General features: G+C 68.7%; 22 protein-coding genes and 1 tRNA gene. 20 read left to right on the top strand and 3 right to left on the bottom strand.

The features are described from left to right. The 3 genes from RIC11_RS00180 to RIC11_RS00190 all read left to right on the top strand — a co-directional run. Positions 1-691, top strand: a 691-nt coding sequence (locus RIC11_RS00180; protein WP_350207796.1) for a site-specific integrase, incomplete at its 5' end; no start/stop codon positions are given. Beyond that, positions 688-1,146, top strand: coding sequence for a hypothetical protein (locus tag RIC11_RS00185; protein ID WP_350207797.1), 459 nt, complete (start codon positions 688-690; stop codon positions 1,144-1,146). The genes RIC11_RS00180 and RIC11_RS00185, both read left to right, overlap by 4 nt. Before the next feature lie 59 nt (positions 1,147-1,205). Beyond that, positions 1,206-2,435 carry a tyrosine-type recombinase/integrase gene (locus RIC11_RS00190; RefSeq protein ID WP_350207798.1) on the top strand — a complete coding sequence of 410 codons (1,230 nt, stop codon included), beginning with the start codon at positions 1,206-1,208 and terminating at the stop codon, positions 2,433-2,435. 3 nt (positions 2,436-2,438) lie between these two features. Here RIC11_RS00190 and RIC11_RS00195 read toward each other — a convergent pair. After that, positions 2,439-2,522 (bottom strand) — tRNA-Leu (locus RIC11_RS00195). 289 nt (positions 2,523-2,811) lie between these two features. After that, positions 2,812-3,189 (bottom strand): helix-turn-helix domain-containing protein, encoded by a 378-nt coding sequence (locus RIC11_RS00200; protein WP_350207799.1) that lies wholly within the window; start codon positions 3,187-3,189, stop codon positions 2,812-2,814. A gap of 298 nt (positions 3,190-3,487) precedes the next feature. Here RIC11_RS00200 and RIC11_RS00205 point away from each other — a divergent pair, with 298 nt between their 5' ends. From RIC11_RS00205 to RIC11_RS00215, 3 genes are all read left to right on the top strand, one after another. Further along, on the top strand, positions 3,488-3,706 hold the full coding sequence (locus RIC11_RS00205; RefSeq protein WP_350207800.1) for a hypothetical protein: 219 nt from the start codon (positions 3,488-3,490) through the stop codon (positions 3,704-3,706). A 441-nt stretch (positions 3,707-4,147) separates the two neighbouring features. Beyond that, entirely contained in the window at positions 4,148-4,576 is a 429-nt protein-coding gene (locus RIC11_RS00210) for a hypothetical protein (protein WP_350207801.1), read from the top strand. A gap of 71 nt (positions 4,577-4,647) precedes the next feature. Further along, positions 4,648-5,133: a hypothetical protein gene (locus RIC11_RS00215; protein ID WP_350207802.1), complete on the top strand. Its 486-nt coding sequence runs from the start codon at positions 4,648-4,650 to the stop codon at positions 5,131-5,133. A 33-nt stretch (positions 5,134-5,166) separates the two neighbouring features. On the opposite strand, the gene RIC11_RS00220 is transcribed toward RIC11_RS00215, so the two are convergent. Continuing rightward, positions 5,167-6,897 (bottom strand): glutamine--tRNA ligase/YqeY domain fusion protein, encoded by a 1,731-nt coding sequence (locus RIC11_RS00220; protein WP_350207803.1) that lies wholly within the window; start codon positions 6,895-6,897, stop codon positions 5,167-5,169. Positions 6,898-7,085: 188 nt separating this feature from the next. Here RIC11_RS00220 and RIC11_RS00225 point away from each other — a divergent pair, with 188 nt between their 5' ends. The 14 genes from RIC11_RS00225 (at position 7,086) to RIC11_RS00290 (ending at position 25,583) form a co-directional block, all read left to right on the top strand. Beyond that, entirely contained in the window at positions 7,086-8,534 is a 1,449-nt protein-coding gene (locus RIC11_RS00225; RefSeq protein ID WP_350207804.1) for a cytochrome ubiquinol oxidase subunit I, read from the top strand. Positions 8,535-8,638: 104 nt separating this feature from the next. Then, positions 8,639-9,655, top strand: coding sequence for a cytochrome d ubiquinol oxidase subunit II (gene cydB / locus RIC11_RS00230; RefSeq protein ID WP_350207805.1), 1,017 nt, complete (start codon positions 8,639-8,641; stop codon positions 9,653-9,655). Positions 9,656-9,883: 228 nt separating this feature from the next. Continuing rightward, complete coding sequence (locus RIC11_RS00235; protein WP_350207806.1) at positions 9,884-11,098, top strand: argininosuccinate synthase; 1,215 nt, start codon at positions 9,884-9,886, stop codon at positions 11,096-11,098. 69 nt (positions 11,099-11,167) lie between these two features. Next, complete coding sequence (locus RIC11_RS00240) at positions 11,168-11,533, top strand: four helix bundle protein (protein ID WP_350207807.1); 366 nt, start codon at positions 11,168-11,170, stop codon at positions 11,531-11,533. A gap of 45 nt (positions 11,534-11,578) precedes the next feature. Then, positions 11,579-13,213 carry an ABC transporter permease subunit gene (locus RIC11_RS00245; RefSeq protein WP_350207808.1) on the top strand — a complete coding sequence of 545 codons (1,635 nt, stop codon included), beginning with the start codon at positions 11,579-11,581 and terminating at the stop codon, positions 13,211-13,213. 128 nt (positions 13,214-13,341) lie between these two features. Then, on the top strand, positions 13,342-14,133 hold the full coding sequence (gene yaaA / locus RIC11_RS00250) for a peroxide stress protein YaaA (protein ID WP_350207809.1): 792 nt from the start codon (positions 13,342-13,344) through the stop codon (positions 14,131-14,133). Between the two features lie 254 nt (positions 14,134-14,387). Further along, positions 14,388-15,650 (top strand): matrixin family metalloprotease, encoded by a 1,263-nt coding sequence (locus tag RIC11_RS00255; protein WP_350207810.1) that lies wholly within the window; start codon positions 14,388-14,390, stop codon positions 15,648-15,650. Positions 15,651-15,738: 88 nt separating this feature from the next. Further along, complete coding sequence (locus RIC11_RS00260) at positions 15,739-17,019, top strand: aspartate/ornithine carbamoyltransferase family protein (protein ID WP_350207811.1); 1,281 nt, start codon at positions 15,739-15,741, stop codon at positions 17,017-17,019. Between the two features lie 86 nt (positions 17,020-17,105). Next, on the top strand, positions 17,106-17,849 hold the full coding sequence (locus RIC11_RS00265; RefSeq protein WP_350207812.1) for an NYN domain-containing protein: 744 nt from the start codon (positions 17,106-17,108) through the stop codon (positions 17,847-17,849). A gap of 203 nt (positions 17,850-18,052) precedes the next feature. Next, a complete protein-coding gene (locus RIC11_RS00270) occupies positions 18,053-20,800 on the top strand; it encodes a hybrid sensor histidine kinase/response regulator (RefSeq protein WP_350207813.1) in 2,748 nt (915 codons plus the stop codon). Continuing rightward, entirely contained in the window at positions 20,797-21,249 is a 453-nt protein-coding gene (locus tag RIC11_RS00275) for a chemotaxis protein CheW (RefSeq protein WP_350207814.1), read from the top strand. Before RIC11_RS00270 ends, RIC11_RS00275 begins: the two co-directional genes overlap by 4 nt. A gap of 37 nt (positions 21,250-21,286) precedes the next feature. After that, entirely contained in the window at positions 21,287-23,632 is a 2,346-nt protein-coding gene (locus tag RIC11_RS00280) for a methyl-accepting chemotaxis protein (RefSeq protein WP_350207815.1), read from the top strand. Positions 23,633-23,664: 32 nt separating this feature from the next. After that, positions 23,665-24,735 (top strand): protein-glutamate methylesterase/protein-glutamine glutaminase, encoded by a 1,071-nt coding sequence (locus RIC11_RS00285; RefSeq protein ID WP_350207816.1) that lies wholly within the window; start codon positions 23,665-23,667, stop codon positions 24,733-24,735. After that, positions 24,732-25,583, top strand: coding sequence for a CheR family methyltransferase (locus RIC11_RS00290; protein WP_350207817.1), 852 nt, complete (start codon positions 24,732-24,734; stop codon positions 25,581-25,583). The genes RIC11_RS00285 and RIC11_RS00290 overlap by 4 nt, the downstream gene beginning before the upstream one ends. Positions 25,584-25,662 lie beyond the last annotated feature (79 nt).

Consider the following 25,662-nt stretch of genomic DNA (forward strand, 5'->3'; position numbering starts at 1 on the left):
GCTCGCCCTCTGGCGGTGGTTCGCCCGGCGCGACGGCCGCACGATGCCCGACGTCGCTTTGCCGCCGAAAGCCCGGAAGACTCCCGAGGCGTGGGTTCCCGAGGAGGTCGAGCGGCTCGACAAGGCGGCCCGCGCGGCCGACTGGTGGATCGGTGGCGTGCCCGCGAACCTCTACTTCCCCGCGCTGATCGGCGTGGCGATCAACACCGGCGAGCGGCACGGCGCGATACACCACCTGGCGCCGGGCGACATCCACCTCGAGAAGCGGCTCGTCTACTTCCGGGCCGAGCACCGCAAGGGCGGGGCGACCGACGCCCGCAAGCCGATCTCCGCCGAGACAGCCCACGACCTGCGGCTGCTGCTCGAGGCGAGCCCGGCCGACGTGTTCAACGTGGTGCAGCTGACGAGCACCTATCCGCCGATGCGGCGGCTGCTCCTCGAGGCGGGCCTGAAGGCGACGCGGAACAACATGTTCCACGCGTTCCGGCGCTACCACGCCACGCAGGTGGCGATCGCCGGGGGCGACCCGACCACGGCGCTGGGCCACAGCGACCCGAGCCTCGCCCGGAAGAGCTACGTCGACCCGACGCAGCTGCCGGCCGTCACGCCGGGGGTGAGGCCCGTGGCTAAGCCGACGCCGGCCCCTCGCCCTGGTTGGCTCGCACGCATCACCGGGAGGGCCGCGTCATGAAGCCGATCGACCTGACCAAAGCGGCCCAGCGGTACGTCGCCGAGCACAAGCTCACGCCGCGGAGCCGCCGCTACCTCCTGGCGATCCCGAAGCGGCTCAGCGAGCACCTCGGGACGCCGGCGACGACGGCCGACCTGGACCCCGTCACGGTGCGGATCTGGCTGCAGGAGCGAGCGGAGATCGTTGGCGAGCTCGCGGTGAGGACCGACGCCAAGCGGTGCGTCACGCTGTGGCGGTGGTGCGCCAGCCAGGGGTGGGCGGACCCGCCGTGGCTGAACTCAACCGAGCTCTGCCCGGGGGAGCTGCGGAAGTACCGGCCAGAGGGGGCGCCGCTCCCCTTGCCGCCGAAGCCGCCGGAGGGCGCTAAGTTCACCGGAGGCAGCCGCTACCGGTTCCGCGGAAAGGCGCCGTCGCGGCCCGATAGCGGCCTGCTGTCGCGGCTGTTCAAGGGCTGATCGATCAACGCCCGGTCGCTCCGCGTGGGGCGGCCGGGCTCAACTCAAAAGGGGGAGCGATGAGCGAGACCATCACCGTGCACGTGGTGAAGTACCCCGGCCGAACCAACCTCATGATGCGTTACCGATGCCCGGTCACGCGCAAGCAGGTGGCCCGGTCGACAGGCACCGCCAAGCGACGCGAGGCCGAGAAGGCCGCGGCGAAGTGGGAGGCGGAGCTGCGGGAGGGGCGGTATCAACGTGACTCGCGGATGGGCTGGGCCGAGTTCCGGGTGTTCTATGAGACCAACGCCCTGGCCGCCCTAGCCCCCGGCACCCGTGTCACGTACTGCGCGACCCTGAACCGCCTCGAGCGATTCTGCCGGCCCGATCGGCTGGCGGATGTCACCACGGCCAGGGTGACCGCGTTCGTGGCTCACCTGCGGGCCGGCGGCTGCAGCGAGGCCACGGTCGCCCGCCACCTTCGGGCCATCAAAGCCGTGACCCGGTGGGCCGTGCGGCAAGGCCTGCTCTCCAACGCCCCGCAGGTTGAAATGCCGAAGCGGGCCCGCGGAGCGAAGGTCATGCGGGGCCGGCCGATCACCACCGAAGAGTTTGAGCGGATGCTGACGGCCGTGCCGAAGGTGGTCGCGGAGGACCTGGACCCGGAAGCGACCGAGGAAGAGATCGCCGCCGACCCGCGCGTCGCCGCTTGGCGGTTCTACCTGAGGGGCCTGTGGCACTCCGGCCTGCGGCTCACGGAGTCGCTGTCGCTCTCGTGGGAGGACCGGCCGGGGGCCATCGTGGTGGACCTGGAGGGCGACTACCCGATGCTGCGGATCCCGGCCGAGGCCGAGAAGGCCCATCGCGACCGCATGCTGCCCATGACCCCGGAGCTCGTGGAACTGCTGCAGAGCGTTCCTGCCCGCCAGCGGCGGGGTCGGGTGTTCAACGTTGGCCCCGACGCTTCGACCGTCTGCCGAACGGTGGCCGCCTTTGGTGAGACCGCGAGGGTGGTCGTCGACGACTCCGGCGGCAAGCGGAAGTTCGCCAGCGCCCACGACCTACGCCGCGCGTTCGGGGCCCGGTGGTCACGCAAGGTCATGCCGACCGTGCTGCGGGAGATGATGCGGCACTCGAGCCTGCAGACCACGATGGCCTACTACGTGGGCGACGACGCCAACGAAACGGCCAAGGCGCTGTGGGCGACGGTCGCCGAACCCGAGTTGGGTAACACCCAAGGTAACACCCGCCCCGAATCGACCCCGTCAGAGAGCGGCCAAAATGGCCGTAAGTCGTTACACGCTTAGGAGTACCGGAGGAGGGACTCGAACCCTCACGGGGTTGCCCCCAATGGATTTTGAATCCATCGCGTCTGCCAATTCCGCCACTCCGGCAACGCACGCTTGGCAGCGAGTCCGCTGATTATGCGTCGTCGCGGCGGCGACGCAAGGCGGCCGCTCGCGCCGCCCGCGACGGGGCGACGACGGGCGGTTCGGGCGGACCTCCTGCTGTCGGTCGCCGCCATCGGCACGGCTCGCGGCTCGTCGTGAGCTGCAGTTCGATGTGCGAAAGCCCGAGCGAAGAGAGCGGCGGTCGGCCGCGTTGGGCCTGGGGATCTCTACGGCGATCGGCGCGGGAACCGCCGTCGGGACCGCCCCAAAGGGCGGCGGGCGTAACGGCGGGCTAGTTCTTGTCCCGATTCCCGACGGCTCTCTTCACGGCCTCCAGGAACTCGTTGGCCGTGTAGTGCGTGTGCACCAAGTCGTCGACGTCCGCTTCGCGGAAGCCGCCCGCCTGCTCCGGGATCAAGCAGAACCCTACGATCGCCGCATCACTCAGGGCGTCGCGGTACCAACTGACGTGCTTCGCGACGTCTTCGTAGGCGGGGATAACGAGCACGACCACCTGGGCCTGCGTCTTGGTGACCTCGGCCACGCCGCGTGTGCCCTCGGGGCTGGTCCGGCGGACTTCGATCTGGTCGTGGCAATCCAAGAAGGCGGCGATGCACTTCCGAAGCACCTCGTGGTCGCACGCCACGTGCACCGAGATCTTGTCGCTCATGACAGAAACCGCAACGGGAGTCGGGGGGCTGGACCGGCGAGGCGCGGCAAACGGTCCGAGCCCGCGCCCCACTCCGGTCGGGGGGTGCGTGACGCCGGCAGTCGGTCGGGCGCTCGCCTAGCCTATCAGCGTCGCCGCCCGCCGGGGAGCGGCGGCCGGTAGACGTCGGTCGCGCCCAACAAGTCGCGACCCACGGCGATCCGGCCGCCACGCCTGAGCGCGTGCTAGGTGTGGCACGGTTTTCGCCCTACTGGTCGGATGGCGAGCTTTCGCCGGTCGGTTTCGGGAGGACTAAGGGATGCGAATCATCAACTGCGAAGGCTGCGGCAGTCCGGTCGAGGTGACCCGCACGACCGTGCGGCCGCCGATCGGAGGTCTCGACCAGTCGATCGGGCTGCACTACCGCTGCCAGTCGTGCGGCGAGAGCGTTCACGAAATCGATTGGGCGAGCAACTTGCATATCGACGAGCCCGATTTAATTGTTGCGTACCCCGTAGAGCTGGTGCGTCATGTTTGATCCCTCGACGGCAACCTCGGCGTTTGCCCTCGCTGTCGGGGCCCTGATGGCGAGCTACCTGTGCCGCTCGCCGTGGCTCTGACCCGTTGGCTTGCCACCGACCCGAGCGGGCGGCAAAGGCTCGGCTGATCTCCGTAACCCGCCGCGCGGCGGAGCGCAGCGTTCTCGCCGCGTGGCGCCTATCGGGCGGAGTTGCCCGAAGGCGCCAAGCCGGCGTTCGGAGAAGCGCGGGGGCGTTTCGCTGAGGTCGGGGCGGGTGGCGGCGATCCACAGCGGTCGGCCGGGGCTCACCCCCACAAGCTGCGTGACCCCTCCGAGCCGACTCCCGATCCGCGGCCCGCTAGCCTCGGAAGCCGGCCAAACGCGGCGTGTGGCGTAGGGTGGCGTATGGCGTAGGGTATCGAGGCTCGCGCCGCCCCACTCGCCCGGAGTGATCTCGCTATGCTCGCACCGATCCAGCTGCCGATCGCTGCGCTGACGATGCTGTTCGTTGCGGTCTCGGTGCTCTCTACGCTGCTCCCGCTGTTGGCAGCGGCGACACGCACCGACGACACGATGCTCAGCTCGATCTCTTGCGACGTGACACGCTCCGCAGACGGCGCGTGCACCGCGGATCCCGGCGTGCCCAACGGCTTGGTCAGTTTTGGCCCAGCCGCCGGTGGCTCAGAGATCAAGGTGCTCTCGGCTGTGTTCCTGGCAAAGAAGCGCCTGTACGACGGGGAGGTCGTCAAAGTCCAGCTCCACCACGCGACGGCGGACTGCTCCGAGTGCGGTCGGGTGGATCTGTCACGAGAAGAAGGAGGCCGCCTGCGGTGCCGGTCTTGTTCGGCCTGCGTCGCCTTCGAACGCGTCGCGACGCCTGAGCGATAGCGAGCGGGGCCGGACCGGCTCGTGGTAGATTCGGGGGCCGATCCGAATCCCCTCCGCCGGGGCGCCCAGCTATGCCAGCGAAGCATTGGTCGACGGACACCTACTCGGTGACGCGTCGCTTCGGCGTGGGCTTGATGCTGCTGGGGACGGTCTACTGCGTGGGCCTGTTGGTCGTGCTGAAGGCCGTGCGTGTGGGCTTCCCTTGGAGCTTCTACTTCCTGTCCGCGTTGATGCTGTTCGTGGGCGTGGCCCAGGCGGCGCTTGCGCGGCTGGGCAGCCCGCGCGCCGTGTCGATGGTAGCCGGCGCCGTTTTCAGCTCGGGCTGGGCGGTGGTGGTAGCCGGAGCGAACGGGCATCTCTTCCTAGTCGACCCGACGCGGCTCACGGCGGTCGCGTGCAGCGGGCTGCTGCTGGGCTATGTGGCCGGCAGCATCGACGCGTCGTTGTTCCTCGTGCACGACTGGCTCACGCTGCGCCGGAGGCTCCGCGATCACGCCCACGAGAGCCTCGACCTGACGCCCGGCGGCAAGCGGCGGGAGTCGCCGTTCGACGATTGACCTTTCGTTGGGCGGCTGTCGTCGCGCGGCGGGTCACTTGCTTGCTTCTTTGCCCCATGTGTCGCGTAGCGTGACGGTCCGGTTGAAGACCGGGGCGTCACCGACCGAGTCGATCGGGTCGGCGTAGAAGTAGCCAAGGCGTTCGAACTGGAACCGCTCGCCTGGCTCGGCGTCGGCCAGGCAGGGCTCGAGCTTCGCGACGACGATCTCGAGCGAGGCTAGGTTGAGGTTGTCGAGAAAAGTCTTCCCCTCGTCGGCCTTGTCGGGGTTCTCGGCCTCGAAGAGGTGGTCGTACAGCCGCACTTCCGCGTCGATGCACTCCTCGGCCGGGACCCAGTGGATGGTCCCTTTGACCTTCTTGTCCTCGAACTTGGCGGACGTGTCGGGGTCGAAGCGGCAGCGGAGCTCGGTGACCTCCCCCGAGCCGTCCTTGACGACCTCGTCGCAGATGGCGATCCCGGCGCCGCGCAGCCGCACCGCCCCGCCCGGCTTCAGGCGGAAGAACTTCTTCGGCGCGTCCTCCATGAAGTCGTCGCGTTCGATCCAGATCTCGCGGCCGAGCACGACCTCGCGGGTCCCCCGCGACGGGTCCTGCGGGTGGTTGTCCAGGTGGCAGAGCTTGGTCTCTTCCCCGTCGGGCAGCGGCGCGCCGTCGGCGTAGCCGGTGAGCACGACCTTCAGCGGCCGCAGCACGGCCATCCGGCGAAGGGCGGTCTCGTTCAGGTGCTCGCGCGCGGCGTCCTCCAGCCACAGCATGTCGATCGTGCTGTTCTGCTTCGTCACGCCGATCCGCTCGCAGAACGCGCGGATCGCCTCGGGCGTGTAGCCGCGTCGGCGGAGGCCGCGGATCGTGGGCATCCGCGGGTCGTCCCACCCGTCGACGTGCTTCTCCTGGACAAGCTGCAGCAGCTTCCGCTTGCTCATCACCGTGTGGGTGAGGTTCAGCCGCGCGAACTCGATCTGCCGCGGCCGGTGGTGCGGCAGCAACCTGAGCTCCGCCAGGCGGTCGAGGAACCAGTCGTACAGCGGGCGGTGGTTCTCGAACTCGAGCGTGCAGATCGAGTGGGTGATCCCCTCGATCGCGTCCTCCTGGCCGTGCGCCCAGTCGTACGACGGGTAGATGTTCCAGGCGTCGCCGGTGCGCTGGTGGGGCAGGTGCTTGATCCGGTACATGACCGGGTCGCGCAGGTTGATGTTGGGCGAGGCCATGTCGATCTTCGCCCGGAGCGTCCGCGCGCCGTCGGGGAACTCGCCCGCGCGCATGCGGGCGAAGAGGCCGAGGTTCTCCTCGACCGATCGGCCGCGGAACGGGCTCGGCTCGCCCGGCTCGGTGAGCGTGCCGCGGGCGGCACGCATCTGATCGGCGTTTTGCTCGCACACGAACGCGTGGCCCGCCTTGATCAGTTCGACGGACCACTCGTAGAGCGTCTCGAAATAGTCGCTCGCGTGCAGCAGCCGATCGCCCCAGTCGGCGCCGAGCCAGCGGACGTCGTCGACGATCGCGTCGACGTACTCCTGCTCTTCCTTGGCGGGGTTGGTGTCGTCGAACCGCAGGTTGAACAGCCCGCCGTACTCCGCGGCCAAGCCGAAGTTGAGGCAGATGCTCTTCGCGTGCCCGATGTGCAGGTAGCCGTTGGGCTCCGGCGGGAAGCGGGTGTGCACGCGGTCGTTGCGGCCCGCGGCCAGGTCCGCGTCGATCTGCTGCTCGATGAAATTCTTCGACGCGGCTGTTGATTCGGCGGCGGGCGTGTCGTCCTTGCACATCGCGGCGGGGGAGGTTGGGCGGGATAGGGCGGGCGGGGAGGTCGGCTTTGGCCCGACAATCTACCACCCGCCCGGTTCGCTGGAGAGGGCGGCTGCCCGCCGCGACAATCCGCCACGCGGTGAACTTTTCGGGCCGGGCCCTTTACATTTACCCGAAACCGAGGCCGCCGCCCCGAGAGAGGTCTGCCGTGCCGCTGCTAGCCGAGTTGGACGTCGTGTTCCTGTCACGCGTGCAGTTCGCGCTGACGATCATGTTCCACTACCTCTTCCCGCCGCTGACGATCGGGTTGAGCGTGGTGATGGTCTACCTCGAAGGCCGGTACCTGTGGACCGGCGAGGCGATCTACGAAACGGCCGCCCGGTTCTGGACGCGGCTGTTCGGCCTGAACTTCGCCATGGGGGTGGTGACCGGCATCGTGATGGAGTTCCAATTCGGCACGAACTGGGCCGCCTACTCCCGCTTTGTCGGCGACGTTTTCGGCTCGGCCCTGGCGGCCGAGGGCATCTTCGCGTTCTTCCTCGAGTCGGGCTTCCTGTCGCTGCTGCTGTTCGGCTGGGACCGGGTCGGGCCGAAGACCCACTTCTTCGCCACGACGATGGTCGCGCTCGGCGGGATCTTCTCGAGCGTGTGGATCGTGATCGCCAACAGCTGGCAGCAGACCCCCGCCGGCCACGTGCTCCGAGAGCACACCGTCGGCGACCGCACCGCCTTGCGCGCGGAGATCGTCGATTTCTGGGCGATGGTCTTCAACCCCTCGACGGTGCAGCGACTCACCCACGTGTGGCTGGGCGCGTTTATCCTCGGCGCGGCGTTCGTGATGAGCGTGTCGGCGTGGTATTTGCTAAAGGGGCGGCACACCGAGTTCGCCAAGCGGTCGTTCACCGGCGGCCTGCTGCTGGCGACCGTCGCGTCGATCGCCCAGGCGGTCTCCGGACACTTCAACGCCGAGATGGTCGCCGAGCACCAACCGGCCAAGCTGGCCGCGATGGAAGGCTTGTACGAAACCCGAGCCGGCGCGCCGCTGTACGTGTTCGGCTGGCCCGACAGCGACGAGCGCCGTGTCGAGTGGGGCCTCGCGATCCCCGCGGGCCTCAGCCTGCTGCTGCACCAGGACCCGTCGGCCGAGGTCGCCGGCTTCGACCGCCTCGAACCGATCTACGGCATGCCGCCGGTGTGGATCACCTTTCAGGCGTACCACCTGATGGTCGGCATCGGCACGCTGTTCATCGCGGCCACGCTCACCGCGTGGTTTTTTTACCGCCGGGGCACGTTGTTCGATCAGCGGTGGCTGCTGTGGTTCTTCGTGGCGTCGGTCGTGCTGGCGATGGTCGCCAACGAGGCCGGCTGGGTCACCGCCGAAACGGGGCGCCAGCCGTGGGTGGTTTACCCGACGGTCGTCGACGGCGTGGCGACCGGCGGATTGCGCACCGCGGACGGCGTGTCCGAGTCGGTCCAGGCCTCCCAGGTCCTCGGCTCGATCATCTTCTTCGGATTGATCTACACGCTGCTCGGCGTGCTCTGGCTGGTGCTCTTGAACGGCAAAATCCAACACGGCCCCGACGACGGCGACCACCACGACGCGAGCGGCGCCAACATCGCCGAGCGACGCCACGACATCGGCATGGCCGACGCCTAGAGTGGCGAGTCGTGAGGCGCGAGGCGTGAGTTGACTCTCGTTGCGTTACGCTCAGCCGCCCTCGATATGACCCGCGTCTCGCAACTCCCATCCCGCGACTCTCAATGGACCTTCAAACCTTCTGGTTCATCCTGCTCGGCGTGCTGCTGGCGGGGTACGCCGTGCTGGACGGGTTCGACCTGGGCGTGGGGATCGTGCACCCGCTGTGGCGGACCGCGCACGAGCGCCGCTTGGCGGTTAACTCGATCGGCCCGCTGTGGGACGGCAACGAGGTCTGGCTCGTGACCTTCGGCGGCGCGTTGTTCGCCGCTTTCCCCGAGGCGTACTCCAGCGCTCTCAGCGGCTTCTACGCCGGCTTCTACACGGCTATCGGCGGCCTCATCTTTCGCGCGGTGTCGATCGAGTTCCGCGGCAAGGTCGACCGCCCGTGGTGGCGCAACCTCTGGGACACGGTCTTCTTCCTTTCCAGCCTGATCACGACGATCGCTTTCGGCGCCTCGGTCGGCGCGGCGATGGCCGGCGTGCCGCTGGACTCGGGGGGGATCATGATGAGCTCGACGCTCGAGCAGATCGGCCCGTTCGCCCTGTTGGTCGCCGCGCTCGCCGTGGCGGCGTTCGCCCTGCACGGCGCGCTGTACCTGTGCCTCAAGGTCGCGGGCGAGCTCCGCGAGCGGACCCGCCGCTGGGCGTGGTCGGCGTACGCGGCCTACGTGGCCCTGTTCCTTGTGGTGACCGGCGCCGCCGTCGCGACCGTCCCCAGGGCCACGACCAACTTCGAGCAGCACCCCTGGGGCGCGGCGATCGTCGTGCTGAACTTCCTGGCCGTGCTCAACGTGCCCCGCTGCCTCGCCAAGCGCCGCGAGGGTCAGGCGTTCGTGTCCTCCGGCTGCTCGATCGCGGCGCTGGTGTTCCTGTTCGGTTTCGCGTTGTGGCCGAACCTGGTCGCTTCGTCGACCGACCCGGACAACAGCCTGACGGTCTACAACGCCGCGTCGAGCGAATCGACCCTGTGGCTGATGACCATCTTTGCGGCCATCGGCATGCCCCTGGTGCTCTCCTACACGGTGATCGTGTACCGCACGTTCCGCGGCGAGGTGCGGCTCGACGAGCACAGTTACTGAGCGTCCCCCTCCCGAGCGGCGAAACCGGCCGAAGCGACACGGCGATCGCGGAAGCCGCCGCCGCCGGACTCAGAGGCCTCGCCGCCGCACGCGCCGCGTGAACTACCGACCGTGGCGGGCGGTCTGGTCCGCAACTTGCGGCCCCGCTCTCGGGTCGGCAGAATCGCCCGGCGAGCGTAACCGTCGGCGAATCGTCCCCCACCCAATCTCTGACCCGCTAACTCCCCCATGCCCTCCTGCGTCCTCGCTTATTCCGGCGGCCTCGACACGTCGGTCATCCTCGGCTGGCTCCAAGACGAGGGGTACGACGTGCACTGCGTGTACGTCGACGTCGGCCAGCCCTGCGAGGACCGCGACGCGATCATGGAGAAGGCGCACAACTGCGGCGCCAAGTCGGCCCGCCTGGTCGACGTGCAGGAGGAGCTCTGCCGCGACTTCGCGTTCCCCGTGCTGCAGTGGCAAGCGAAATACGAGGGGATCTACCTGCTCGGCACGTCGATCGCGCGGCCGATCATCTCCAAGGCGTGCCTGCAAGTGGCCAAGGAGGTCAACGCCGAGGCGTTCGCCCACGGCGCCACCGGCAAGGGGAACGACCAGTGCCGCTTCCAGCTCGCCGCCGAGGCGCTCGACCCCACCGTCAAGATCATCGCCCCCTGGCGGATCAAGTCGTTCCGCGACAAGTTCCCCGGCCGCACCGAGCTGATCGAGTACTGCGACGTCAAGAAGATCCCCGTCAAAGCGTCCGCCGCCAAGCCGTACAGCTCCGATGAGAACTGCCTGCACATCAGCTACGAGGCGGGCGAGCTCGAGGAGGTCGACAACTGCGGCGTGGCGATCCCCGACTTCGGCATGGGCGTGTCGCCGCAGGACGCGCCCGACAAGACCGAGGAGGTCACGATCGGCTTCGAGTCGGGCGTGCCGGTCAGCGTCAACGGCGAGAAACTGTCTGCGCTGAAGGTCGTGCAGAAGCTCAACGACATCGCCGGCCGCAACGGCGTCGGGCGGATCGACATCGTCGAGAACCGCTTCGTGGGAATGAAGAGCCGCGGCGTGTACGAGGCGCCCGGCATGACCACGCTGTACGCCGCGCACCTGCAACTCGAGCAACTCACGCTCGACCGCGACCTGGTGAACCTCCGCGACCGCCTGTCGCCCGAGGTGGCGCGGGATGTCTACTACGGCTTCTGGTACACGCCGAAGATGGACTCGCTGCTGGCCTTCATCCGCGAGGCGCAGAAGCCGGTCACCGGCGAGGTGAAGCTCGGCCTCTACAAGGGCAACATCGAGGTCCACGGCCGCACCAGCCCGCAGAGCCTGTACGACGCCGAGGTCGCCAGCATGGAAGGGGGCGGCTCCTACGACCAAACCGACGCCGAAGGCTTCTTGCGCCTTATGGGCCTGCCGAGCCGCGTGCAAGGGACGGTTCGGCCGCGGGAGTATTGAGCTGAGGGCGCGAGTTGCGAGGCGCGAGTTCTGAGTTGTCGGTGTTGAGTCGATTTCCGTGATTTTCGGGTGAGCAACCGGATGGCTGGATATCGCGACTTGAAGGTCTGGCGTGACAGCATGAACCTGTCGCTCGCGATTTACCGACTCACAAAGGGCTTTCCGGACGACGAGCGTTTCGGTCTCGTTGCACAGCTTCGCCGAGCCGCTGTTTCCGTGCCTTCGAATCTGGCCGAGGGCCACGGCAGAGGAACGCCGAAGGAAATGGCACGTTTCGCCGCGGTCGCAAAAGGATCGCTCTGTGAGTTAGAGACGCAATTGCTGCTGGCGGCCGAACTCGGGATGGCTGACCGAGAATCAATCGATCGCCTGCTGGAGAAAGCTGACGAGGTCAGCCGAATGCTCGCGGGCCTCATCCGCTCAACGTCGAGATAACGCGATCACCCAACTCGCGCCTCGCGACTCACGACTCGCAACTACATGTATCTCACTCAGAATCCCGTTCTGCAGCACGAGCTGCTGGCGAACCTCCGCCGGCCGCGGGCGTTTTTGCTGTTGTTCGCGTACGTCGCGTTGCTCGGCGGGGTGGTGCTGCTGGCTTGGCCGCAGGAGCGCGTGCTCGACATGGCGCAGCCGCAGGCGGCGAAGCGGCTGGTGGGGCTGTTCTTTCTCGGGCAGTACCTGCTGGCCTCGCTGATGGCGCCGAGCTTCGCGGCCGGGGCGATCACGGGCGAGAAGGAGCGGCTCTCGCTCGAACAGCTACTGGCCTCGCCGATGCGCCCCGGGGCCATCGTGTTCGGCAAGCTGCTCGCGTCGCTCACGCACCTGGCGGTGCTGATGATCAGCTCGCTGCCGATCGTGATGCTCTGCCTGCCGCTGGGCGGCGTGTCGCCGTACGAGGTGCTCGGCGCGTACGTGGCGATGACCTCGAGCGTCGCGCTGTTCGGCATGATCAGCCTGTGGGCGAGCAGCTACTTCGGGCGGACCGTGTCGGCGCTGGTGGTCTCGTACCTGATGATCCTGCCGCTCGCGCTGGTGGGCGTGACCGTTTGGAACACGCTCGAGCGGCTGGGGCCGCTGCGGCTGACGATCGCGACCACCGTCGTGCCGGTCGCCTGCTTCGCTGGCTGCGTGGTGCTGTGGGAGGCCGCCCGGCGGCGGCTTCTCTACCCACCCGACCTCGGGGCCGGCGGGCAGGACGCGATCGACCTCGAGACCGAGGGCGAGGATGCCGTCGGCCTGTACATCGACCGCGACGCGTTCCCCGACAAGCTCTTCGCCCCGCCGAAGCGGACCGACTTCCTGCCCGAGGGGGCAAACCCGATCTACGACAAGGAGATGCGCTCGGAGATCTTCAGCGGCGGCACGCTGATGCTCCGCGTGGTGATCCAGATCTCGATGGTGCTCGCCATCCCGCTCATGGCGTGGGGCCTCTACCTGCAGCCGCAGCACGCGCCGTGGTACATCGCCTACGTGCTGCTGTTCAACATGTTGTGCGGGCCGGTGTTCTCGGCCGGCAGCGTGGCGAGCGAGCGCGAAAGGCAGACGCTCGACCTGCTGCTCACCACGCTCATCACCCCGTGGCAGATCCTCTGGGGCAAGCTGCTCGCCGGTCTGCGGGTGTCGACCGTGCTGACCAGCTTCCTGATGTGGCCGGTGCTGCTCGCGTGCCTGATGCCGCTGTACTGGACCGAGAGCGCTTGGAACCTGGTCACGATGGCGGGCTACTTCCTGATCGTCGCGCTGAGCTGCGTGACCACGTCGCTGACGGGCTTGCTGTGCTCGACGCTCTACTCGAAGACCTCGACTAGCTTGATGGCGACCTACTTGGCGATCATCACCCTGTACCTGGCGCCGCTAGCCGCCCGCTACTTCGCGGACACCTTCTACCAGGGGACCGCCGCGGCTGGCCTCGTCACGGCGGCCGGCGCCGTCAGCCCCTTTATCGCCGCGTTCGCGCTGCCGCTGGACATCGAGAGCAGCGGCTCGGCCGGCCAGGTCGCTGGCCAGCCGGTGCTGTTCTTCGCCCACTGCGTGTGGGCGGTCGCGTACAACCTGGCCCTGCTCGGGCTGCTCGTCTGGTTGTTCAAGGCGCGGTGGCGGGTCGCCGATTGATCGTGGCTGCGTGCGCGGCGTCGCCCGTGAGGCGGAACGCCGCGTACGGCGCCGGGAGGTAGCCGAAACGGGCTCGCCGGCCTATCGATCCTGTGTCGCCCGCCCCACGCTCCCCGTGTTCCGATCCGATGCTGATCCTGCTCTCCCCCGCTAAGACGCTCGACTTCGAGCCAGTCGACCGCGACCTGCCCGCAACCAAGCCCGCGCTGCACTCGGAAGCCAACAAGCTGGCTTCGATGCTGAAGGGTCTGTCGCGAGGCGAGCTCTCTGAGCTGATGGGCTTGAGCGATCAACTCGCCGAAACCGCCCACGGCTACACGCAAGGCTGGCGCGTCGCGTGGGACGCGCGGGGATCGAAGCAGGCCGTGCTCGCCTTCCGCGGCGACGTCTACCAGGGGCTCGACGCGGATTCGCTGACCGACAAGCAGCTCGAAAAGTCGCAGAGCAGCGTGCGTGTCCTCTCCGGCCTCTACGGCGTGCTGCGACCGCTCGACAAGATCCAGCCCTACCGGCTCGAGATGGGCTGCCGTCTCTCCAACCCGCGAGGGAAAGACCTCTACGCGTGGTGGGGCGACCGGGTCACCGACGTGTTGAACGACGACCTGGACGACTCCCGGTCGGCTGCGGGCGAACCGCTCGTCGTGAACCTCGCGTCGAACGAGTACTGGTCGGTAGTGAACCGCAAGCGGCTCCACGCCAGGGTCGTCACCCCCGTGTTCAAAGAGCGACACGGCGACCGGTGGCGCGTCGTGAGCTTCTACGCGAAGCGGGCGCGGGGGCTGATGACTCGTCACTTGCTCCGTTCGCGGTCCCTCACGGAGAAGTCGCTGCTGGCGTTTGACTCCGAGGGCTACCGGCACAACCCGGCGCTTTCAAAGCCGGATCAACCGGTCTTCTCGCGCGAAGCCGCAGGCGAATAGGGCGTGCATGGGCGCCGCGGCGCCGGTTGTTTGACCCGCTCGCCGGGGGTGTCTATCTAGAAGATTCCGCGAAAGGCCAGGCCGATCGCGTGCCCGGAGCGCAGCGCCCCCCAACCGCCGAGTAGACCTCCATGCCGCCAGAGGCCGGACGTCCCTCCCCACCGGGGGCGGGGGCGGCGTTTGTATGCGTAGCGCTGCTGTTATCGGCCGCGTGGGCGGACGCGGCGTGCTCTTGTTACGCCTGCCTCGTCGGCGTGTCAGCGCACACGGCAGTCGCGCCGGGCTCTGAGCGCGACTGCGAACCGGTTCCCTCCGCGGAGTTTCAGATCACCGACCGCTGGCGGCAAACCGCCACCGACTTCTCGAGCGCTCGCAACCAGGGCGATCCGATCACGTTGACTTGGGGGATCGTCGCCGACGGCACGCCGATCTCTTCCTTCGGAGCGGAGCCCGAACCGAGCGACCTGATCGCCTCGTTCGACTCGGTTTACGGCGCCGGCGAGGGCGGCCTCCAGCAAGCGCCGTGGTTCCGGCTGTTCGCAGAATCGTTCGCCCGTTGGTCGCAGCTGTCGGGCGTGTTGTACGAGTTCGAGCCGAACGACGGCGGCGCGGCGATCAATCAGTTCACCACCCCGCGCGGTCAGCGCGGCGTGTACCCCGACGTGCGGATCGGTGGCCACCCGATCGGGGTTTCCGAATCGGGGGGCAATACGCTCGCGTACAACTACTTCCCGGACCACGCGGACATGGTGCTCGACACCGAAGACGCCCCCTACTTCGGCAACAGGCAGCTCGATTCCCGCCGGTTGCGGAACGTGCTCATGCACGAGGCGGGGCACGGCCTGGGCTTGAACCACCTGGTCTCGTCCGACTCGGGGCAGCTGATGGAGCCGTTTATCTCGATCGCGTTCGACGGCCCTCAGATCGACGACATACTCGCTGTGCAGCGAAACTACGGCGACCCGCTCGAACGCGACGGCGGCAACGACTCGGCGGGCGCCGCCACGCAGATCGGCTCCTTCCAGCCGCACGACAGCTGGGTCATCGGCGCCGACGGGCGGGCGGTGGTGGTCGCCCCCGACCAGACCGACTTCGTCAGCATCGATGGCCTGTCCGACCGCGACTACTTCCGATTCGAGGTCGCCGAGCCCACCACGGTTAGCGTGACGCTGTCGCAGGTGGGGCGCTCGTACCTAGAGGGCGCCACGGAGGCCGAGCAGCTCTTGCTGGAAACCGCCGAGCTCAACCCGCTGGAGGTCGAGCTCATCGGCGGCGGCTACCAAGGGATCGCATCGCTGCGGGGGCGGCGGCCAGAGGGGATCGACACGGTCAGCATCATCGCCGCAGCGCCGCTGACGCCTGGGGTCGACTACTACGTCGGCGTCCGCGGGACGATCGACAACGTGCAGCTCTACGAGCTGTCGCTCGAGTTCGGGCCCGCGCCGGTCCCCGAACCCCAGGCCGCGCTGCTGATCCTGGCCGGTCTAGCCGCCGCGGGCGCCAGGCGTGTGGCTTGACCGCCCGATCGCGGGCGCGGGATAACGCTTGGGGCCGGGCGGAAAGGCCGCCGGCGTTTCTCTGGGCGTGACTCAAGCGGTACTGGCCATGCAGGGCGGATCCGAGTCGACGCGGCTAACCGAGGCCCTCGGGCCGCTGCACCCGACACGCGACGAGCTGGACCTGCAGGCCTACGAGGCGCGGCTCGCCCGCCCCGTCCGCGTCAAGGCGGCTGAGCTGCAGCGCGACGGTCGACTCCGCCACCTGATCTTCGCCGGACAGCTGTCGCCGGCCCTGCTTGACGACTTGGCCGAGACCGCCGACCAAGTGCGGGTGCTGTCGAAGTCGCGTGCGGGTCAGGACTTCCTGCGGGACTTGCTCGCGCACCGTCGGGCCATGCTGTACTTCACGCAGCCCTCGACCCGCACCTTCCTGTCGTTCACCGCCGCCTGCCAGATCCTCGGGATCACCTGCAACGAGGTCCGCGACCCGAGCACCTCGAGCGAAGCGAAGGGCGAGACCCGCTTCGACTCGATCCGCATGTTCTCCAGCTACTTCGACCTGATCATCATGCGCTCGCCGGTCGCGCGCCTGGCGGAGAGCTGCGCCTACTTGATGAACGACTTGGCCCGCAGCGCGCAGCGCAGCGTACCCATCGTCAACGCGGGCAGCGGCGCCGATGAGCACCCCACCCAAGCTCTGCTCGACGTGTACACGCTGCAGCGGACTTTCAAGTTCGAGAACCCCGCCGACTCCCCCGTGAGCCGCCTGGACGAGCTCCGCGGCCGCTACGGGCACGCGGACCTGTCGACCGGCTTGGCGCACAAGACGTACGGCTTCTGCGGCGACATCGGCCGCGGCCGCACGGTCCGCTCCCTGGCGATGCTGCTGGCGGACTACCCGGGCGTGAGGCTCGTGTTCGTCACGCCCGACCACCCCGCCCTGCGGATGCGCGACGACCTGCGGCAGCGCCTCGCCGAGCGCGGGGTGCCCGTGCTCGAGGTCGACTCTTTCGAGGCTCCGGTCGATGGCGTTCCGGCCATCGAGGCGATCGACGCCCTCTACATGACGCGTGTCCAGAGAGAGCACGACACGCCGGCCGACCAAGAGTCGCTCGCCCGGCTCGACTTGTCCCCTTACAAGCTCACCCGGGACCTCGTCGCGCGGATGAAGGCCTACGCGCCGATCCTGCACCCGTTCCCGCGCGACCAGCACTTCGGCGAGATCCCCGCCGAGATCGACTCCGACCCCCGCGCGATGTACTTCCGCCAGGCGCGCAACGGCATGTGGGTCCGCGCGGCGTTGCTGGCCCACCTGCTCGACGCCGACGGCGCGATCGAGCGGTACTTCCACCGCGAGTTCCGCGAACACCACATCTATAGCAGTTGATCCCGACGCTGTGAGTCGCCGCCCTCAGGGCCCGCGGCGCCCGGTTCACGGCGGCCGTGCCCGCCCAGCGCCCCACGACCGAGACCATGCGCCTGTTGATCGACGGCTACAATCTGCTCCACGCGACCGACTTGTTCGGCGCAGGCGAGCTGGCGGGCACGTTGCGCGGTTCTCGGCAGGCGCTGGTCGATTTCCTCGTGGATCGCCTCTCGCCGGCCGAGCGACGCGACACGTTGATCGTGTTCGACGCGGCCGACGCCCCGCTGGGGCTGCCCGACCGCGCGACCCAAGACGATCTCGACATCCGCTTCGCGCGGGGCTACCCCGACGCGGACGCGATGATCGAGCACCTGCTCGAATCGGGGCGGCCGCACCGGGGCCTGACGGTCGTCAGCGGAGACCGCCGCGTGCAACGCGCGGCCCGCTCTGCCGGCGCGGAGTGGGTCGACAGCCACGAGTGGTTCACCGCGGTCCGCCACCGGCCGGCAGGATCTCCCGACCGCGTCGCGGATCGCCCGACGGCCGACGCCGGCTCGCAAGCCGAGTGGATCGCCGAGTTCTCCGACCCGGCGGCTCTGGCCGAAGCGCGCCGCCAAGCGGCAAACGACCCGCTGCCGCCGCCTCGGCCCTCGGCGCCCCCCCCGTCGCCGGAGCCCCCCAGCGCGCCCCCGGAGCGCCGCCCGCCCCGACGCAAGAAACGGCGCCCCCCGATGGACGACGCGCCGGTGAAACCCGAACAGCCGTTCGGCGAAGGCCTGTTCGACCCCTTCCCGCCGGGTTACGGCGAGGACCTTCTGCGGCGCGATCCGCGCGGCCGCGGCGAACAGTAGCCGGCGTGGGCTCGGCCGCGGCGGCCTAACCGGCACAACCCGCCCGGCGTTCGCGCGGGCTCGAGCGACGCTGGCCGTTATCCGCGTCGACTCTCGTCATCGGATCACGCCGTGCCGCCAGCGTGACTTACGTTTTCTCACCGCTCCCCAGCCGAGGGGGCGGCCGAGCGAAGTACGCCAGCGGACCGACCGAGGATAGTGCCGTGGAAGACAACGAATTGCTCGCCGACTTCGTCGTCGAGGCGACCGAGCACCTGTCGGATATCGAGAACCAGTTCCTCGCCATCGAGCAGGCCGCACCGGCCGTCGACGTGGGGCTCGTCAACGAGGTGTTCCGCGCGATCCATTCGATCAAGGGCGCCGCCGGGTTCTTGGGGCTGCGAACGGTCAACGACCTGGCCCACAACCTCGAGAACGTGCTGAACATGATGCGGAACGAGGAGCTCGCGCCCTCTTCCACGATCGTCGACGACATGCTCAAGGGCGCCGACGCGCTGAAGTGCCTGATCGACGACGTCGAGAACTCGAATTCCTCCGACGTCTCGGAGCACATCGCGGCGCTCGAAAGGATCGCGGCCGCGGCGATGCGGGCGGGCGACGAAGCCCCCGCGCCGGCCGAACAAGCCGCGACACCGGCCGCCACGCCCGCGCCGATCGACCGCACGCCGACCGACGAGGAGCTCGAAGCCGCTATCAACGCGAAGCTGGCCGAAAAGCTGAGCGCCAAAAAGGCCGCCGCCACGCCGCCGGCCGCAGCGCAAGCCGAACCTGCGGCCGCAGCGCCGACCGCAGCGCAAGCGGAACCGGCGGCCGACCCCATCGACGCGGCGAAGACCGACGCGCCCGACAAGGCGCCGAAAGCCGCTCCCGAGGCGCAGATCCGCGTGGCGGTTGGGGTGCTCGACAGCCTGATGAACCTCGCCGGCGAGCTGGTGCTCAGCCGCAACCAACTGCTGCAGGCCGTCTCGACCCAAGAGAAGAACGGCCTCGAAGCGATCTCGGCGCGGCTGGACCAGATCACCAGCGAGCTGCAAGAAGCGATCATGCAGACCCGCATGCAGCAGATCGGCACGGTTTTCGGCCGCTTCCCGCGCGTCGTACGCGACCTGAGCAGCAAGCTCGGGAAGCAGTGCGAGTTGGTCGTCGAGGGCAAAGAGGTAGAGGTCGACAAGACGATCGTCGAAGCGATCGGCGACCCGCTGACCCACCTGGTGCGCAACTCGATCGACCACGGCATCGAGACGCCGGAGGACCGCGAAAAGGCCGGCAAGGCCGCTGCCGGCACGCTCCACCTGAAAGCCTGCTACCAGGCCGGCAAGGTGCGGATCGAGATCAACGACGACGGCGCCGGCATCGACCCCGCCAAGCTCAAGGCCAAGGCCCTCGCCAAGGGGATCATCACCCCCGAGCAGGCGGAGCAGATGAGCGACCGCGACGCGATCCGGCTGATCTTCGCGCCGGGCTTCTCCACCGCCGAGAAGGTGACCGACGTGTCGGGCCGCGGCGTCGGGATGGATGTCGTCCGGACCAACATCGCGAGGCTCGGCGGCACGGTCGACGTGGAGTCGGAGTTGGGACAAGGCTCCAACATCACCGTGACGCTGCCGCTCACGCTGGCGATCATCCCATCGCTGATCGTCCAAGTCGGCTGCGACCGCTTCGCGATCCCGCAGGTGAACATCGCCGAGCTCGTGCGTGTGCGGCAGAACGAGCGGGAGGAAAAGCTCGGCCGCGTCAAGAACGCCGAGGTGCTCCGCCTGCGCGGCCAACTGCTGCCTCTGGTGCGCCTGCGCGAGACGCTGGGCTGCCAGCCCGCCGAGGGCCGCGTGCAGGGCAACGCGACCGGCGCCACGAACGTGATCGTGGTCGACACGGGCCAGACGCGTTTCGGGCTGGTCGTCGACGCGTTGCACGACTCCGAGGAGATCGTGGTCAAGCCGCTCGGGCGCCACCACAAGGAGTGCCGCCAACTGGCCGGCGCGACGATCCTCGGCGACGGGCACGTCGCGTTGATCCTGGACATCGCGGGGATCGCCGCGGAGGAAGAGTTCCGCAGCGAAGAAGAGCTCAACGAGGCGGAGCAGTCCCCCGAGCGACGCACCGACGAGCAGGTCGACACGCAGTCGCTGCTGCTGTTCCGCAACAACGAGAAGGACCTGTTCGCGGTGCCGATGGACATCGTCGCCCGCCTCGAGCGGGTCCGCGTCGACCAGATCGACTCGGTCGCCGGCCGCGAGGTCCTCCAGTACCGCGACGCCACGCTGCCGCTGATGCGGCTGGAGAACTGTATCGCGGCGGGCGTGGGGGACTACGCGGAGAGCGTGTACGTGGTCGTGTACGAGGTGCGGGGCCGCGAGGTCGGCCTGCTCGCGCCGATCCTGGAGGACATCCGTGAGGTCACCGCGAGCGTCGACACCGCCACGTTCCGAGAGCCCGGCGTCATCGGTTCGCTGGTGCTGAACTCGCGGACGGTCCGCCTGATCGACCTGTTCGAGGTCACCCGGCTCTCGCACCCGGACTGGTTCGCCGGCGACACGCACGACGAGTTCGCCGCGGACGACCCACCACTGATCTTGCTGGCGGAGGACTCCGCGTTTTTCCGCTCGCAGGTGAAGTCGATCTTCGAAGAGTCCGGCTACCGCGTCCGCGATTACGAAGACGGCCAACTCGCCTGGGACGCGATGGACTCCCACGGCGAGCCGTTCGACGTCGTCGTGACCGACATCGAGATGCCGAACATGAACGGGTTCGAACTCTGCGAACGGGTCAAGGCCGACCCACGCTTCGCCGGCACGCCGGTCATCGCACTGACGTCGCTCGCCGGGTCGGCGGACGTCGAGCGCGGCATCCGAGCCGGCATCGACGATTACCAGATCAAGATGGACCGCGACAAGCTGCTGACCGCCATCCAGAACTTCGCCGGGTGCGCCGCCCAAGGGAGCCACGCATGAGCCTCGCAACCGCCAAGCCGTCCGCGGCCGATCCAACGCAGTACGCGACGTTCTACGTCGGCGAGCAACTGCTGGGCGTCGACATCCGGATGGTCCAGGAGATCAACCGGCAACTCGACATCACACCGGTGCCGGGCGCGTCGCGACACGTGCGCGGAGTGATCAACCTCCGCGGCGAGGTCGCCACCGTGATCGACCTGCGGAGCGTGCTGGGGCTCCCCCCCGGCGAGACGACGCGCGACACACGCAACCTGATCGTCCACTCCCAAGGCGAGGCGATCGGCCTGCTGGTCGACCGCATCAGCGACATCCTCACCATCGGGGCCGACCAGGTCAGCCCGCCCCCGTCGAACGTCGATGGGGTAGACGGCCGGTTCTTCCGTGGCGTGCACACGCTGGAGAAAGACATCTGCGTGCTGCTCGATGTCGAACAAGTGCTCGCTGATTGACCGAGCCCAATCCCTCACCGCCCGCTGCGCGGTTGCCATGAAGATCCGAACCCGCCTCATCGCCGGATTCCTCGCGTGCGCCGTGGCGCCGCTTCTGGTCGCGTGCGGCGTGGGCTACCTCTCGGCCGAGTCGGGCCTGGAGAAGCTCCGCGCTCAAGCCACCGAAGACATCCGAGCCCGAAGCGTCGTGTTGCTCGAGCAGCAGCGCTCGCTGAAGCAACGGCAGGTCGAGGCCTACTTCGGACACATCCGTGACCAGGCGGTCACGCTGGCCGAGAACCGCATGATCGTCGAGGCGATGCGACGCCTGCCCGGATTCTTCGATCGCTACGCGGCCTCGATCGTCGCCGAAACCGATCCGGCGGCCTTGCGCGGATCGCTCCGCCAGCACTACACGGACGAGTTCGCCACCACCTACGCCAAGAGGAACGCAGGCGAGCGCCCGGACGTGGACGCGCTGCTGGAGCAACTCGACGACACGGCAATCGCCCTGCAGCACGCCTACATCGGCGCCACGGAGAACCCGCTCGGCTCGAAACGCTTGCTCGACGCCGCCGGCGCCGAATCGGACTACGGCCGGTTGCACAACGTCATCCACCCGGTAATCCGGCGCTACTCAGAGAGGTTCGGCTACCACGACATCTTCCTGGTCGACCCCGGGTCGGGCGACATCGTTTATTCGGTCTCCAAGAAGCCAGACTTCGCTACCTCACTGAACGACGGACCCTACGCGGGAACGAATCTCGCTCAGGCATTCCGCCGCGCGGCAGAGGCGTCGCATGGCGAGTTTGCGATCGCGGACTTCGAGCAATACGGTCCTTCCTGCGAAGCGCCCGCCAGCTTCCTCGCCACCCCGGTGTTCGATGGCGAAGAGCGGCTGGGCGTGCTGGTGTTCCAGCTGCCGGTCGACCGGATCAACCAGATCATGACGGCCCGCGAGGGGCTGGGAGAAACCGGCGAGTCGCTGCTGGTGGGCCCCGACTCCAAGCTGCGCAGCGACTCCCGCCTGGCCCCCGAGACGCACAGCCTCGAGGCGTCGTTCCGCAACCCGGAAGCGGGGGCCGTCCGGAGCCCCGCCGTCGAGGCGGCCATGCGGGGCGAGTCGGGCGCCGAGCTGATGAACGATTACCGCAACGAACCGACCCTGGTCGCCTACGCGCCGGTCGACGTGCTAGGTCTCCGCTGGGCCATCCTGTCGAAGATGGACACGGCCGAGGCGTTCGCGTCGGTCGCGACGATCGAGCGCGCCGCCGCGGGGATCGCCAGCGGGCTGCTGTGGACGAGCATCGCGGTGCTCGTGCCGGCGATCGGTGCGGCGCTGGCTGTCGCGTGGCTCGTGTCCGGGTCGGTCGCGGGGCCGCTGGCGGAGCTCGTCGAGCGGGTCAGGTCGATCGCCCAGGGCGAGGCGGACCTCACGCAGAGGGTCGAGATCGGCCGGAGCGACGAGTTCGGAGAGCTCGCCGCGTCGTTCAACGCGTTCATCGAGCGGATGCAGAAGATCCTCCGCCAGGTGTCCCAGGCGAGCGAGTCGCTGAGCGGCCGATCGACCGAACTCACTTCCACCGCGACGACGCTCGCCGCCGGCGCCGAACAGACGGGGTCGCAATCCGCCACGGTCGTGTCGGCCGCGGAACAGATGTCGCAAGCGATCGCCACCGTCGCCGCGACCAGCGAGCAGATGTCCGCCAACGTGCGCTCGGTCGCCGCCGCCACCGAGGAGATGACCACCACGATCAACGAGATCGCCAAGAGCGCCGAGCAGTCGGCCAACGTGGCCGATCAGGCCGCGCGGCTGGCGGAGATCAGCAACGATCGGGTCGGCGGGCTCGGCGCGTCGGCGGACGAGATCGGCAAGGTTATCGAGGTCATCCAAGACATCGCGGAACAGACGAACCTGCTCGCGCTCAACGCCACGATCGAGGCGGCCCGCGCGGGCGAAGCCGGCAAGGGGTTCGCCGTCGTCGCGTCGGAGGTCAAGGACCTCGCCAAGCAGACCGCGTCCGCGACCGACGACATCCGCAAACGGATCGAAGGGATCCAAGCCTCGACGGGCGAGGCCGTCGGGTCGATCCGCGAGATCACCGCGGTCATCACCAACGTGAACGAGGTCGCCCGGACCATCGCCGCCGCGGTCGAGGAACAGAGCATCACCACCCGAGAGATCTCGCAGAACGTGTCCCAGGCGGCCGCCGCCACCGACCTGGTGGTCTCCGGCGTGAGCGATTCGGCGCGGTCCAGCCAGGGCATCTCCCAGAGCATGCTCGGCGTCGACCAGGGGGCCAAGCAGACCGCCGGCGCCGCGACGCAGACCCGGCACGCCGGCGCCGAGGTCTCGCGGCTAGCCGCCGAACTCCGCACGATTGTTTCGCAGTTCCGCCTCTGAGACGCCCCACGACCCCGCCACAACCCGATCCGATGCCAAGCAGGACGCGTTGCTTAGTCGTCGATGACTCGACGCTCTACCGAAAGATTGTCCGCGACGTGCTGAACAGCCTGCCCGACGTGGAGGTGGTCGGCGCCGCCAGCGACGGCCAGCAAGCCATCGAGCGGATCGACTCGCTGCGCCCGGACCTCGTCACACTCGACCTCGAGATGCCCAGGCTCGATGGCATCGGCGTGCTCCGAGAGCTCCAGCGGCGCCGCATCGACGTGGCCGCGATCATGGTCAGCGCATTCACCGCCGCCGGCGCGAGGACGACCACCGAGGCGCTGCGGCTCGGCGCCTTTGACTTCGTCCTCAAGCCATCGACCAACTCGCTCGACGAGAGCGTCGCCCAATTGCGACACGACTTGGGCCCCAAGCTGCGCGCCGCCGCCTGGCGCAAGCGGACGCCGTCGCCGGCGCCGCAGACGGCGCCGCGCGCGCCCCGCCCCGCCCCGCGCCTGCGTCTGCCCGGCCTGCGACCGGACGTGGTCGCGATCGCCGTCTCGACCGGCGGTCCGCAGGCGTTGACCCAGTTGTTGCCGAGGCTGCCGGCGAGCTTCCCGACGCCGGTACTGGTTGTCCAGCACATGCCCCCGTTGTTCACCAAGAGCCTCGCCGAGGACCTCGACCGGCGCTGCCCACTCACGGTGAGCGAAGCCTCTCAGGGCCAGCCGGTGCGCCGTGGCGAGGTGCTGATCGCGCCGGGCGGCAAGCAGATGCGGGTCGCCAAGTCGGCGGCCGGCCCGGTGATTCAACTGACCGACGACCCCCCGGAAAACAACTGCCGCCCCGCGGCCGACTTCCTATTCCGGTCGGTGGCGTCGGTCTACGGCGCGAAGTCGCTCGGCCTGGTCCTGACCGGCATGGGCGACGACGGCGCGCTGGGCGCCGAGAAGATGAAACAGGCCGGCGCCGTGATCCTCGCCCAGGACGAGGCTAGCTGCGTCGTCTACGGCATGCCCAGGGCGGTTGTCGACCGCGGGCTGGCCGACGTCGTCGCGCCGCTGGGGCGGCTGCACGAGCACCTGGCCGCGGCCGCGGCCGGGAGGGCGTTGGCATGAAACCGACACCCGCGGACATCGATGCGGTCTGCAAGCTCGTCGACGAGCTCTGCGGCATTTACCTCGACACGAGCAAGGACTACCTGATCGAGGGGCGGCTCGCGAAGCTCGTCGCCCGAACCGGCGCGAAGGACTACGTGGACTTCGCCCGCCTGACACGGGGCAGCACGAAGCTGCAAACCGACGTGGTCGACGCGATCACCACCAACGAGACCCTGTGGTTCCGCGACAACACGCCGTTCGAGGCGCTGCGCTACAAGATCTTTCCGGAGCTGATCGACGCCAAGGCGAAGTCTCCCTTCCCGCGGCGCTTCCGCGTCTGGTCCGCCGCTTGCAGCACCGGCCAGGAAGCCTTCAGCATCGCGATGGCGTTCGCCGACGCCGTGCCCGACTTCGAGTCCTGGGACTTCCAGGTCTACGGAACGGATATCTCGCAGGCGGCGGTCGCGCACGCGGAGCGCGGCGAGTACAACGAGCTGGAGATCAGCCGCGGCCTCAGCCAGAAGCACCGAGGCGCGTTCTTCCTCAAAACGCCCGGCGGATGGCGGATCAACGACGCGCTCCGCCGCCGGTGCCACTTCGAGGTCCGCAACCTGCTGAGGCCGTTCACGAACGTCGGCACCTTCGACCTGATCTTCTGCCGGAACGTCGCGATCTACTTCGCGCCGGACGACCGCCGATCGCTCTTCCTGCGATTGGGGCAGACACTCAACCGCGGCGGCTGGCTGTTCACCGGATCGGGCGAATCGCTGGCCGACCTAGGCCCCAATTGGGCGCCGAAGCAGCACTGCCGCGCGGTCTGTTACCAGCCCAACGGCTGCAACGGCGTGGCGACCCTCGCCCGCTGAGCCGCCCCGCGCAGCGTTGCCTCCCGCAGCGCCTCCCCGCGCGGCGCCGCCCCGCGCAACGCCGCCCCGCGGCAGCCGG

This window comes from Botrimarina sp. (genome assembly GCF_040219535.1).
Classification (GTDB): domain Bacteria; phylum Planctomycetota; class Planctomycetia; order Pirellulales; family Lacipirellulaceae; genus Botrimarina.

Excerpts from the sequence above, each read along its gene's own strand:
- RIC11_RS00220 (WP_350207803.1), bottom strand. The coding sequence starts at position 6,897 with ATGTGCAAGGACGACACGCCCGCCGCCGAATCAACAGCCGCGTCGAAG.
- RIC11_RS00285 (WP_350207816.1), top strand. The coding sequence starts at position 23,665 with ATGCCAAGCAGGACGCGTTGCTTAGTCGTCGATGACTCGACGCTCTAC.
- RIC11_RS00290 (WP_350207817.1), top strand. The coding sequence starts at position 24,732 with ATGAAACCGACACCCGCGGACATCGATGCGGTCTGCAAGCTCGTCGAC.
- RIC11_RS00235 (WP_350207806.1), top strand. The coding sequence starts at position 9,884 with ATGCCCTCCTGCGTCCTCGCTTATTCCGGCGGCCTCGACACGTCGGTC.
- yaaA (WP_350207809.1), top strand. The coding sequence starts at position 13,342 with ATGCTGATCCTGCTCTCCCCCGCTAAGACGCTCGACTTCGAGCCAGTC.
- RIC11_RS00200 (WP_350207799.1), bottom strand. The coding sequence starts at position 3,189 with ATGAGCGACAAGATCTCGGTGCACGTGGCGTGCGACCACGAGGTGCTT.
- RIC11_RS00205 (WP_350207800.1), top strand. The coding sequence starts at position 3,488 with ATGCGAATCATCAACTGCGAAGGCTGCGGCAGTCCGGTCGAGGTGACC.
- cydB (WP_350207805.1), top strand. The coding sequence starts at position 8,639 with ATGGACCTTCAAACCTTCTGGTTCATCCTGCTCGGCGTGCTGCTGGCG.
- RIC11_RS00260 (WP_350207811.1), top strand. The coding sequence starts at position 15,739 with ATGCAGGGCGGATCCGAGTCGACGCGGCTAACCGAGGCCCTCGGGCCG.
- RIC11_RS00210 (WP_350207801.1), top strand. The coding sequence starts at position 4,148 with ATGCTCGCACCGATCCAGCTGCCGATCGCTGCGCTGACGATGCTGTTC.
- RIC11_RS00245 (WP_350207808.1), top strand. The coding sequence starts at position 11,579 with ATGTATCTCACTCAGAATCCCGTTCTGCAGCACGAGCTGCTGGCGAAC.
- RIC11_RS00185 (WP_350207797.1), top strand. The coding sequence starts at position 688 with ATGAAGCCGATCGACCTGACCAAAGCGGCCCAGCGGTACGTCGCCGAG.
- RIC11_RS00215 (WP_350207802.1), top strand. The coding sequence starts at position 4,648 with ATGCCAGCGAAGCATTGGTCGACGGACACCTACTCGGTGACGCGTCGC.
- RIC11_RS00190 (WP_350207798.1), top strand. The coding sequence starts at position 1,206 with ATGAGCGAGACCATCACCGTGCACGTGGTGAAGTACCCCGGCCGAACC.
- RIC11_RS00275 (WP_350207814.1), top strand. The coding sequence starts at position 20,797 with ATGAGCCTCGCAACCGCCAAGCCGTCCGCGGCCGATCCAACGCAGTAC.
- RIC11_RS00280 (WP_350207815.1), top strand. The coding sequence starts at position 21,287 with ATGAAGATCCGAACCCGCCTCATCGCCGGATTCCTCGCGTGCGCCGTG.
- RIC11_RS00265 (WP_350207812.1), top strand. The coding sequence starts at position 17,106 with ATGCGCCTGTTGATCGACGGCTACAATCTGCTCCACGCGACCGACTTG.